Origin of the sequence: Pseudomarimonas arenosa (assembly GCF_014841215.1) — a bacterium.
Taxonomy (GTDB): domain Bacteria; phylum Pseudomonadota; class Gammaproteobacteria; order Xanthomonadales; family Xanthomonadaceae; genus Pseudomarimonas; species Pseudomarimonas arenosa.
Genome location: NZ_JACYTR010000053.1, coordinates 22,042 through 33,624, shown reverse-complemented (window position 1 = coordinate 33,624; position 11,583 = coordinate 22,042). Strand labels below are relative to the sequence as shown.

At 63.7% G+C, this 11,583-nt stretch carries 10 protein-coding genes and 1 other RNA gene; 7 read left to right on the top strand and 4 right to left on the bottom strand.

The window, feature by feature from the left end:
• Positions 1-129: 129 nt before the first annotated feature.
• The 3 genes from IFO71_RS17270 to IFO71_RS17260 form a co-directional block, all read right to left on the bottom strand.
• Positions 130-519 (bottom strand): ExbD/TolR family protein, encoded by a 390-nt coding sequence (locus IFO71_RS17270; protein WP_192030913.1) that lies wholly within the window; start codon positions 517-519, stop codon positions 130-132.
• A gap of 213 nt (positions 520-732) precedes the next feature.
• Entirely contained in the window at positions 733-2,052 is a 1,320-nt protein-coding gene (locus IFO71_RS17265) for an aminopeptidase P N-terminal domain-containing protein (RefSeq protein ID WP_192030912.1), read from the bottom strand.
• A 357-nt stretch (positions 2,053-2,409) separates the two neighbouring features.
• On the bottom strand, positions 2,410-2,955 hold the full coding sequence (locus IFO71_RS17260) for a UPF0149 family protein (protein ID WP_192030911.1): 546 nt from the start codon (positions 2,953-2,955) through the stop codon (positions 2,410-2,412).
• A gap of 220 nt (positions 2,956-3,175) precedes the next feature.
• Between IFO71_RS17260 and IFO71_RS17255 the strand changes: the two genes are divergently transcribed.
• The 7 genes from IFO71_RS17255 (at position 3,176) to rpiA (ending at position 10,345) form a co-directional block, all read left to right on the top strand.
• A complete protein-coding gene (locus IFO71_RS17255) occupies positions 3,176-7,711 on the top strand; it encodes an EAL domain-containing protein (RefSeq protein WP_192030910.1) in 4,536 nt (1,511 codons plus the stop codon).
• A 15-nt stretch (positions 7,712-7,726) separates the two neighbouring features.
• Complete coding sequence (locus IFO71_RS17250; protein WP_192030909.1) at positions 7,727-7,942, top strand: TIGR02449 family protein; 216 nt, start codon at positions 7,727-7,729, stop codon at positions 7,940-7,942.
• The gene (locus IFO71_RS17245; RefSeq protein ID WP_192030908.1) at positions 7,939-8,259 is read left to right on the top strand and encodes a cell division protein ZapA; all 321 of its coding nucleotides are present in this window, start codon (positions 7,939-7,941) and stop codon (positions 8,257-8,259) included. The genes IFO71_RS17250 and IFO71_RS17245 overlap by 4 nt, the downstream gene beginning before the upstream one ends.
• Positions 8,260-8,392: 133 nt before the next feature.
• A non-coding RNA gene (gene ssrS / locus IFO71_RS17240) (6S RNA) lies at positions 8,393-8,579 on the top strand.
• Between the two features lie 23 nt (positions 8,580-8,602).
• Positions 8,603-9,181 (top strand): 5-formyltetrahydrofolate cyclo-ligase, encoded by a 579-nt coding sequence (locus IFO71_RS17235; protein ID WP_192030907.1) that lies wholly within the window; start codon positions 8,603-8,605, stop codon positions 9,179-9,181.
• Between the two features lie 51 nt (positions 9,182-9,232).
• On the top strand, positions 9,233-9,694 hold the full coding sequence (locus IFO71_RS17230; RefSeq protein ID WP_192030906.1) for an EVE domain-containing protein: 462 nt from the start codon (positions 9,233-9,235) through the stop codon (positions 9,692-9,694).
• A 3-nt stretch (positions 9,695-9,697) separates the two neighbouring features.
• Complete coding sequence (gene rpiA, locus IFO71_RS17225; RefSeq protein WP_225444749.1) at positions 9,698-10,345, top strand: ribose-5-phosphate isomerase RpiA; 648 nt, start codon at positions 9,698-9,700, stop codon at positions 10,343-10,345.
• Positions 10,346-10,495: 150 nt separating this feature from the next.
• On the opposite strand, the gene IFO71_RS17220 is transcribed toward rpiA, so the two are convergent.
• Complete coding sequence (locus tag IFO71_RS17220; protein WP_192030905.1) at positions 10,496-11,560, bottom strand: cyclic nucleotide-binding domain-containing protein; 1,065 nt, start codon at positions 11,558-11,560, stop codon at positions 10,496-10,498.
• Between the last annotated feature and the right edge of the window lie 23 nt (positions 11,561-11,583).

Sequence of the window (11,583 nt, the reverse complement as noted above, 5' to 3'; positions counted from 1 at the left end):
CACGTTCAGCGATTCGGCGAAGGGCCGACCGATTGCCGAATCGAAGAACCACCTGACGCCATCGATCGTTGGGTAAGATCGACCGAAATCGCGTTTCGCGGGACGAAGTCCGACAGGCTGCTAGCTAGGCTAGGGCATGCCCACCTGTGTCAGGCCACTGGAGCGGGCCAGATTCAGGGCTTCGGTGACTCGGTGATAGGGCGCTTCCTGATCGGCGATCAGGTGCACCGCCGGCTGTGGGCTGCGGCTCGACTCCAGGGTCAGCAAGCCTTGCAGCGATGCGCGATCCCAGGTTTGGCCGGCAAACACGAATTGGCCCTCGGCATTGACCCGTAGTTCGATCGGTTCGGCGCTGACGCTGGGCTCCGGGCCCGGCGCCACGGTCATCGACATTGGGCGTTCGATGACAGGAATGGCAACCATAAAGATCACCAGCAAGACCAGCATCACATCGACCAAGGGGGTGATGTTGATGTCGGCCACGGCCGAGCGGTTACCAGCAGCTTGCGAAAACGCCATATCGTGCTCCCCAGTCAGTTGAAAGGTGCGCCTCCCTGCGTGGCCTGACTGTGCCCAGGCATTGGCCGTTCTGAACAGCGGGTTGCATCGCGCGGTTCAGCCTGCGTTGGGGCGCCGGTACGGCCTTTGCCTACAGGGCGCGTGGCAGTTGGCGGTTTTGCCCGTCGGCGGCGGCGATGGCACGAGTTCAGTCACTGCTCATTTGAAGCACGCTCAGGCGGCGCGACTGCGCTGCATCCAGTCCTCGACGGCGTCGATGGCCTTCGGTGCCGCCTCGGTCAACACTCGACAGCCGCCTTCGGTGACCACCACATCGTCTTCGATTCTCACCCCAATGCCGCGGTACTTGCTCGGTGCCTGCTTGTTGTTGGCATCGAGATAGAGGCCCGGCTCGACGGTGAGCACCATGCCCGGTTCCAGAATGCGCGGCTGCTGATCGATGCGATAGTCGCCGACGTCGTGCACGTCGAGGCCGATCCAGTGGCCGGTGCGATGCATGTAGAACGGCTTGTACTGTTCCTTCTTCAGCACCTGCTTCAGCGTGCCCTTCAGCAGGCCCAGGGACAACATGCCCTCGGCCAGCACTTCCACTGCTGCCATGTGTGGCGCATCCCAGTGTGCGCCCGGACGCACCGCGGCAATCGCTGCGGCCTGTGCCTCCAGTACCAGCTCATAGATCGCGCGTTGCGCGGCGCTGAAGCGGCCATTGATCGGGATGGTGCGGGTAATGTCGGAGGCATAGCCCTGCCACTCGGCGCCGGCATCGATCAGCAGCAGGTCGCCATCGTGCAGTGCTGCCTTGTTGTCGCGATAGTGCAGCACGCAGGCGTTGTTGCCGGCGGCAACGATCGGCTCATAAGCATGCTGGGCATCATGTCGTCTGAACACATAGCTCAGCTCGGCATCGATACTGTATTCGAACAGGCCTGGGCGACAGGCGCGCATCACCTGGCAATGGCCCTCGACGGCGATATCGGCAGCGCGCTGCATCGCCTTCAGCTCGTCGCGGCTCTTGAACAGGCGCTGCTCATTGAGCAGATGGCCGAGCTCGAGGAACTCATGCGGCGGCCGCGCGCCCTGGCGGATCAGTGCCCGCACCCGGTTGACCCAGCCGATCAACTTGAGGTCGAAATCGGCGTCGCGGCCGAAGTGGTAGTAGACCTTGCTGCGACCTTCCAGCAGGCCGGGCAGGATGTCGTCGATATCGGCGATATCGTAGGCATCATCCAACCCCAGCACCCCCGGTGCTCGTGCTGGCCCCAGTCGCGGACCATCCCAGGTCTCGCGCTCAGCGTTGCGCTCGCGGCAGAACAGCAAGACTTCGCCATGCTTGCGTCCCGGCACCAGCACCAGCACCGACTCGGGTTCGGCAAAGCCGCTCAGATAGAGCAAGTCGCTGTCCTGGCGATACGGGTAATGCGTGTCACGACTGCGTACCCGTTCCGGTGCCGCCGGCAGAATCAGGATGCTGTCCTCTCCAGCCTGCCGCATCAGCAGGCGACGACGCTTGGCGTATTCGGTGTTCTTGATCATGGCAGAGTGGATCGTTGTGTTGCGGAGGGCGCTGTCGCCAAGGATAAGCGGTTTGAATTCAGGCTGCAGGGGTACGTCGCCATCGACGTTTTCTGTGGTCAGTCAGACCCCCTCCCAACCTCCCCCTCCGGCGCTGCGCGCCGCAAGGGGAGGGGCAAACAGCCCCCGGCGCGTAGTGAGGGTCTATAGGGAAGTTCTGAACAAGTCCATCCTGAACTTTTCAGACGCGCCGAGTTAGCCCGGATATTTCATGAGGGGGCGCCGATGTAGGGTCGAGAGCCGCGCGCTGAAGCACTGATCGATTGCGGTTGCTTCTCGTGCAAGTGGGCCTTGCACTCGGCGTAAAGTCCTCGGTGATCAGTGCACGCTCTGACTGCCGCCCGGATGCTCCGGTCGGTCGCTCATCAGCAGCATCGCCGCCACGCGCAGGAACTCGACGATCTCGGCCAGGGATTCGTCATCGCTGTCCGGGTCGTCGCAGCTCGGCGCGGCTTCGGCGATGCGGCCGATATCGCGCAGCGCCTCGTCGCCCTCGGCCGATAGCGCCGGTCGGGCACCGGCGGCCAGACCGAAACCGCCGAGGAATCCGCGAGCCCAGGTGATCACCGCGTCGACCCGATCGCGCAGTGGACGTTCATCTTCGGGTAGTAGCAGTTCGAAACCGAACTGCGGATCCAGCAGCTGGGCGGCACTGACACGAAACAGATCGAGCAGCATTTCAACTTCGTGGTCCTTGCGGTCGGCCTGCAGGGCGAGCTGTTCCAACCAGCCATGTTCGCTGGCTTCGCCGCCGGCGCAGAGAAAGCCGCACAGCGCGCCATGCAGCTCAGACGGGTCGACGCCCAGCTGCAGGCCGCGCAGAAGTTGATCGAGGGCGCTATGAGTAGGCAGTTGGCCAGCCACAGTTGAAGTCCGTTCTTGGAATGCCGTACATGGTAACCGCTGTGCCGCCCAAGCCTGCCGACTGCAGTGATGCTAGGCCCGGCGCCCGGCAGGCTCTACACTCGACGCGGGCGCGCCCTGACACGATTCCGGGCCGGTGGTGGCGCTCGTGCTTGGGCCGGGAGGAGTTGTGCCGAGAGGCTGCGGGGCAGGGCAGACGAGACGACAGCGCATGGCGGCCATGCTGGTCGCGTTGTGCACTGTCTGCGGCCTGGTCGGTCCGGCTCAGGCGGTGCGTCGCGATTATTTCTTCGAGTCGATCAGCAGCCAGCAGGGCCTGGCGCAGAACACCGTGCACGCCATGCTTAGAGATGGTCAGGGCTTTGTCTGGGTGGCCACCCAGGGCGGCCTGCATCGCTACGACGGTTATCAGTTCGAACTGTTTCAGCACGACCCCAACGATCAGACCTCGCTGCCGGCCAGTTTTGTCACCGCCCTGGCACTCGGCGAGCAGGATGTCCTGTGGATCGGCTTCAATGCTCACTTCCTGGCCAGGCTCGATCTGCGCACGCGCAAGATCACCCGGCTCGATCACGCTGCGGTCGACGATCCGCAGCGCAACCAGGTGTCATCGATCCGGGTGGCAGACGACGGGCAGATCTGGCTCGGCACCGGCGCGGGAATTGAACGTGTCGATCCGCTCAGTGGCCAGCGCACCGAGGTTGTGCGCCTGCTCAATCAGGCGCGCATCGACCGTGCCGGCATGCCGCGTTCCAGCGCACTTGAGTTCGATGCTCAAGGCTTTCTATGGGCGGCCACCGATGGCGGTCTGTTCCGCATTGATCGGCGCAGCGGCAGCTACCAGGCGGTGGGCGGCGACACGCCGGCCTTCACCTTGCATCGCGACGCCCAGCAGCGGCTCTGGGTGGCCCGACTCGACGGCCTGTTCAGGGTCAATGAGACAGCCAGCCTGGAACCGCAGCTGCGACCCGATGGACAACCCTTCGAGCCGATCTACCGGCTAAGCGGCGATCAATCCGGACGCTTGTGGATGGCGCCAGTGCAGGGCGGCTTGCTGCGCTACCAGCCGGACAGCGCCACGCTTGATCGAATCGACTACGTGCCGGGTCTGCCGGCCGGCCTGCCCGAGCAGGCGGTGGCCAGCCTGATGGTCGACCCCAGTGGCTTGCTCTGGGTCGGCGGTGAATCCACCGGCATCTCGACCAGTCCGGCCGACGGCGCGCGCTTTACCCTGATGCTCGATCTGGATCGGCGCTTTGATCTGCGCGGCAGCAATAACATCCGTGTGCTGCTGCAGATCGATCAGCGGCATGTCTGGGTCGGCGCCGAACGGCAGGGGCTGAAGCGTCTAGACCTGCACACCGGGCAGTTTGAGAATTTCATTGAGGCCATCAATCAGGCCCGCCCGCCGGCAGCGCAGGGCCGCGGCATCCGTGTGCTCGGTCTGTCGCGCGCGGAAGGCAGCCAGATCTGGGTCAGCACCGATCAGGGCCTGTACCTGCTCGATCCCGAGCAGGGTCGCGCGCAGTGGCGGCTGATACCGGCCGATCCGCAGGGCCGGCCGTTCGGCGAAGTGCTGCGTTATTCCCTGCGCAGCCGCGATGGCAGCCTGTGGTTCGGCAGCTATGCCTCCGGCGTGGCACGTCTGCTGCCCTCCGGCGAATGGCGCTTCTACCAGCAAGGCGACGGTGAGTCTGGCGGCCTCAGCCACAATCTGATCAATCACATCTACCAGGATCGACGCGGCCAGATCTGGGTGTCCACCCTGAGTGGCCTGAACCGCATTGACCCGGACAGCGATCGCATCACGCAGTTCGACTATGACGCCAATCGGCCGGACTCGGTGATCGGTACCTTGGTGCGCGGGGTTGAAGAAGCCAGCGATGGGCGCCTCTGGGTGGCAACCCATAGCGGGGTGGCGGTGACCAGCGATGATCTCGCCGCCGACCAGCTGCGTTTCGAGCGCCTGTCGACGGGCGACGGCCTGGTCAGCAATACCATTTACGCCGTACTGGAGGCGCGTGATGGTGCGATTTGGGCGAGCAGCAATCTGGGGTTGATGCGGATCGATCCGGCCACTCGCGCGGTGCGCGCGTTTGGGTTGCGCGGCGGCTTGCAGGACCTCGAGTTCAACGGCGGCGCGCAGCTTCGACTGGATGATGGCCGGTTGTTGTTTGGCGGCATCAAGGGCTTGAATCTGTTCGACCCCAGTCGGGTCGGAGAAAGCGTCTTCGATGCGCCGCTGGCATTCACTCAGCTCAGCGCCAGCCGGCTGCAATCGACCCTGCGCCCCCTGGTGCCGATCGAACGATGGGTGGTGGCGCAGGATGAGCGGGTGTTTCGCTTCCGCTTCGCCGCGCTTGACTACACATCGCCACAGCGCAATCGCTTCCAATACTTGTTGGAAGGTTTCGATAACGGCTGGAGCATGCCAAGCAACGAGCCGACCGCGGTCTACACCAATCTGGACGCGGGCAGCTATCGACTGCGGGTGCGCGCCAGCAACTTTGATGGTCACGTCAGTGCCCATGAGCTGGGGCTGGAGTTGCGCGTCGAGCCGGTCTGGTGGGCCAGCAATGTTGCCAAGCTGATCTACCTGCTAAGCACGATCGGCATCGTGCTGGCGGTGCTGCGCGCGCGTCAGCGCAGGCGTCAGCAGGAACTGACCATGATGCGCGAGCTGCGCGCCCGCGAAGAGCGACTGAAACTGGCGTTGTGGGGCTCGGGCGACGAATTCTGGGATTGGGATATTCCGAACAACTCCCTGATCCGCATCGGTGCCGACCAGCTGCTGGGTCTTCCCGAGCAGCACAGTCTTTCAACCGACGAATGGCGCGAGCGCGCGGTGCACCCTGACGATCTGCCGCGGGTGCAGAGCATTCTGCAGGCGCATATCGCCGGCGAGACACCGGCGTTCGAGTCCGAGCACCGAATCCGCAATGCCAAGGGGCAATGGATCTGGGTGCGCTCGCGCGGCAAGCTGGTCGAGCGCGATCGCGACGGTCGACCGCTGCGCATGGCAGGTACGGCCCGTGATGTGACCCAGACCCGCGAAGCCGAAGGCGAGCGGCGGATTGCCTCCGAGGTGCTGCGCAGCATGGGTGAGGCGGTCGGGGTGACCGACCTGCAGTTCCACTTCGTGTCGATCAATCCAGCCTTTACCCGCATCACCGGCTATGAGCTGGACGAGGTGGAGGGGCGCTCGGCTTCCTTGCTCGATTCCGAGCAGCAGCAACCGGAGTTCTACTCAAGGCTGCGGGCCAGCGCCGAACGCACCGGCAAGTGGAAGGGCGAGTTGTGGCAGCGACGCAAGGACGGCGTGGAATTCCTGGCCTGGCTGGAGCTGGCCGAAGTGCGCGATGCCCGTGGTCAACGCACCCACTACGTGGTGGTGTTGTCGGATGTCACCGAGAAGCGTCGCGCCGAGCAGGAGCTGCGTTATCTGGCCAGCTACGACACCCTGACCGGCCTGCCGAACCGCACTCTGTTGTCCGAGCGCCTGGCCCGGGCGGTGGTGCGCGCGCGGCGCAATCACACCAAGATTGGTGTGTTGTTCATCGACCTGGACCGCTTCAAGGATGTCAACGACTCGCTGGGTCATGCGGCCGGTGACCGGCTGCTGAAATCAGCGGCGGTACGGTTGCTCTCAACCGTGCGCGAAAGTGATACGGTCGCCCGTCTTGGCGGTGACGAGTTTACCGTGGTACTGGAGGACTTATCCGATCGTTCCGCCGCCGAGCACATGGCGGCGCGGATCATCCAGACCTTTGCCGAGCCGCTGGATCTGGAATCGCGTGGCGAGGTGATCATCTCGCCTTCGATCGGCATAGCGCTGTTCCCCGAGCACGGTCAGGTGCCGGCTGATCTGCTCAAATTTGCCGATACTGCGATGTATGCGGCCAAGGACAAGGGGCGCAACAACTGGCAGGTGTACGACGAGTCGCTGGATGCCGATACCCGTCGCCGCATGGTCATGCTGTCGTCCCTGCGCAAGGCCATCGAGCGCAACGAACTTAGCCTGATGTTCCAGCCCAAGTTGAGTCTGCGCAGCAATCAGGTGACCGGAGTGGAGGCCTTGCTGCGCTGGCACAGCGCCGAGCTCGGCCCGGTCCCGCCAGCCAGCTTCATTCCGCTGGCCGAGGAGACCGGCCTGATCCTGCCCTTGGGTGAGTGGGTGCTGCAGGAAGCGGCACGCACCCTGGCGCGCTGGCGGCAGCAGGGTCATCTTGACCTGGTGATGGCGGTGAACGTCTCGATGGCGCAGTTCCTGCGAGGTCATCTGGAGCGCCAGATCGAACAGGTCATTCGCGACACCGACTTGCCGCCGCAACGACTGGAACTCGAAGTCACCGAGAGCATGGTGATGGCCAATGCCGAGCAGGCGATTCGCGTATTGCGCCAGCTGCGCCGCATGGGTGTGAAGCTGGCCATCGACGACTTTGGCACCGGCTATTCGTCCCTGGTGTACCTGAAGCGCCTGCCAATCGATACCTTGAAGATCGACAAGGAGTTCGTCGGCGACCTGACCCGCGACCCGGACGATGAAGCGATCACCGCCACGGTGATCAATATGGCCCACACGCTCGATCTGAAGGTGGTAGCCGAGGGCGTCGAATCGGAAGAGCAGCTGACCTTCCTGCGACATCATGGCTGCGATGAGATTCAGGGTTACTGGCTGGCGCGCCCGCTGAGCGAGGTCGACTGCCTGGAGTTTCTGCGCCAGCACGCATCGGGCTTGACCGCGCTTGCGCGCTGACCCTATCGTCATCGGATGAATCCGGCCCCGACCCCGCTCTCTCAGCTCAACCAGCGCATCGAGCAATTGCTTGAGCTGGCGCGTCGACTGGATGAAGAGAATCGACAGCTGCGCAGCCAACAAGAGCAATGGCAGCAGGAGCGGGCGGCGCTGATTTCCAAGAATGATCAGGCCAGATCGCGGGTCGAGGCAATGATTCAGCGCCTCAAGGCCCTGGAGCATAACGCATGAGTTCGACATCGGACGGAGACGGCGGCGGCGCGCCGGTGGAGGTGCGTCTGCTCGACAAGGCCTATCTGGTGGCCTGTGCCGAAGATGAGCGGGCCGGTTTGGTCGAGGCCGCCCGCCTGCTGGATGAACGCTTGCGCAGCATGAAGCAGGTCAGCAAGGGGGCCACCCTTGAGCGGGTGGCGGTGCTTGCGGCGCTGAATCTGGCCCATGAGCGCCTGCAGGCCGAGCGCGCCCTGGCTGATCAGCATAGCCAGACAGAGCGCCTGTTGCAGGATCTGGACCGTCAACTGCAGCGTCTTTCGCCGCTTGCCGGCTGAGCACGGCATTCCAAGGCCCGCACCCATGCCGAGCACTCGCGGCAGGCGGCAGATGCCGTTCTGCTGAGTGAATTGGCAGAAAACGCTGTTTATTGCATCGCCAGTCAGGCAGCGGATTGCTAAACTCTGTCGGTGTCTTCTGCCGTGTTCGTTGTTCTGCGCTTTCAATTGCCTTGACCCTATATAACGACCCCGGGCACGCGATATCCGGGCTGGCGAGCAAGTCCGCGTTCAGCGGAAAGCCCAATGCCGGAAGAGCCTGCCCACCTGATCCTCGGGATCAAGGTCGTCAGCGCAGACGGCGACGCGGCGGAGGACGCATCCACTCTCATTCGCGACCGCAATGACCGAGTTCGATCGCGGCGCCTTGCGCGCTGACTTGCGCCAACGTCGTCGTGCCCTGAGTGCGGCCGAACGGGTGCGCGCCGGAACCCAGGTCGGGGGTCTGCTTGAGCCGTACTGGAACGGCGCACGACTTGCCGGCTATTGGGCCTGCGACGGTGAGTTGCCGTTGCACGCGCTGCCACCCACGCCGCCCGAGGCGCAGTACTGCCTGCCCTGCCTGCTGCCGGACAAGCGCCTGGCGTTTGCGCCCTGGCGCCCGGGCGAGGCGCTGAAGCCGAATCGGTACGGGATACCCGAGCCCGATCTGCCCGACCAGTCGCTGCTGCGTCCCGAGGCGTTGGATGTCGTCCTGGTGCCCCTGATCGGTTTCACCCGCGACGGCACCCGGCTCGGCAGCGGCGGTGGCTACTATGACCGCAGCTTTGCCTTTCTCAATCACATGCCGCGGCCACAGCGGCCACAGCTGATCGGCATCGCTTACAGTTTTCAGGAACTGCCGCGCTTGCCGGCCGCGCCCTGGGACGTGGCCCTGGACCTCATCGTCACCGAACGCGAAGTCATCCGCACAGCGGGCTGAGCCAATCGCGTCGACTGCATCGAAACCTGCTAACAAGGGACTAGCTAAGTAATGGCCAAGCACTACTGGCTGATGAAATCGGAGCCGGAGGAATTCTCCATTGATGATCTGCAAAGGGTGGGCAGCGAGCCGTGGAGCGGCGTGCGCAACTATCAGGCGCGCAACTTCATGCGCGACGAGATGAAGCCCGGCGATGGCGTGCTGTTCTATCATTCCAACGCCACGCCGCCCGGCATAGCCGGCATCGCCCGCGTCGATGGTGAGCCCTACGCCGACCCGACACAATTCGACCCGGAAAGCGATTACTTTGATCCGAAGTCGAGCCCTGAGAACCCGCGCTGGCAGTTGGTTAACCTGCGCTTTGAGCGCAAGCTGAAGCGCTTAATTACCTTGGATGAGATCAAGCAGCACGCCGAAGCCCTGGGTGACTTCGCCCTGTTGCGGCGCGGCAATCGGCTGTCGGTGATGCCGGTCGAGAAGGCTCAGTGGAACTATCTGCTCAATCTGGAGTGAGTCATGGACAATCGTGAACTGATGAAGAAGCGCTCAGCCGAACGCGCCCTGCAATTTGTCGAGGAAGGAAGCGTGGTAGGTGTTGGTACCGGCAGTACGGTGAAATACTTCATCGAGAGCCTGGCCGGCTGGCGTGACCGTATCGAGGGCGCGGTATCGAGCTCTGACCAGAGCACCGCATTGCTGAAGAAGATCGGCATCCCGGTGCTCGATCTGAATGCAGCCGGTCAGCTGCCGCTGTACGTTGACGGCGCGGACGAATGCGATGGTCATCGCCGTCTGATCAAGGGTGGCGGTGCTGCGCTTACCCGCGAGAAGATCATCGCTGCCTGCAGCCAGCGCTTTGTCTGCATCATTGATGCCGCCAAGCAGGTGAATGTGCTGGGCAAGTTCCCGCTTCCGGTTGAAGTGATTCCGATGGCGCGCTCGCATGTTGCGCGTCAGATTGCCGCGCGCGGTGGCCAGCCGGTCTGGCGCGATGGCGTGGTTACCGACAATGGCAACTGGATTCTGGATGTGCACAACCTGGAGATCGTCGACCCGGTTGGCCTGGAGCGTGATCTCAACCAAATCGTGGGTGTAGTGACGGTGGGGCTATTTGCTGCGCGGCCCGCCGATGCCGTTATCGTCGATGGCGAAGTGAGGGCGTAGGGCGCTGGCCCCTGGCCCGAGCCTCGGTCCGGGAGTGGGAGCGGCCGACGCCTGTTCATGGTTGCGGCGGGCGCCAGTGTCGGCCTCGGCATCGTCGCCGAATAAGCGCCCGCGGCGGGTGGGCCCGACGCTGCGGGCCCGCTTGCGCTGTTACCCCACCGCCCCAGCCTTCTCCTGCTGTCGCAGCATGCCGGCCAGCCCGCCCTGCAGGGCGTAGACGTGGGCATAGCCGAGCCGGGTCAGGATGAATGCAGCGGCAGCGCTGCGCTCGCCGGTATTGCAGTAGACGATGAACTTCTGCCGGCGGTCGAATTTTTCCGCAGCATCCTCACGCAGGCGGAACAGAGGCATGTTCAACGAGCCCTTGATGGCACGCTGACTATGCTCGGCCGGCAGGCGCACGTCGACCACCACGGCGCCTTGGCGAGCCAAGATCGAAGCTTGGCCCGGCGTCAGCCATTCCACCACCGGTGGTTTCAAAACTTCCTCGAAGGCTTTGCGTCCGAGCCGCATTAAGCGGCCGTTCTGCATCATCCGTACCGTGGCATTGCGCGTGGTGTTGGACAGCAGGGCGTCTTCGCCAAAGCAGTCGCCGCGAACCAGATAGGCCACCGTGGTGTCGGCGCCGTCGAGCATCTTGGCTACTGAGGCTGCGCCTTCCTTGATGACGTAGAAGTAGTCGCCCTGATCACCTTCGCGAATGATCTGCTCGCCAGCGCTGACTTCGACCTCATCAAAACTTTGGAACATGCGCTCGATGTTGCCAGTTGGCAGCTTGTGAAAAGCGCGACTCTGCAGCAAACGGAATACCCAGCGGTTGCCCTCGGGGCTGGCATCGAAATGCTTGAAGTTTTCCGATCGCGACAACTGATCCCAGGCGATGACCTTCTCGGCATAGCGGCGGTCGAGGCGCAACACGCAGGCGCTGTCGCTGCTGACCTGGGCGGTGAATCGCCGCGGTTGCGAGTCGCCAATGGCGTAGCGGCCTTGCAGTGACTTGGAGTCGAAGGTCTTGGTCCGGCCATCGGGGTACTGGCCCTGGATCACCCCGTCGAGGACGTAGAAGGTGTCGCTGTCGAGGTCGCCGGCGCGAAACAGCACCTCGCCCTTCAGGTATTCGGTGACTGCTGCCTCGCCGGCCAGCTGTTCGCGTGTCTCGGCGCGCAGGCTGTCCAGCGGATACAGTTTGGCGATGTCCGCGCTATCTACATTCATTCCAGGCTTACCCCTCAGACGCT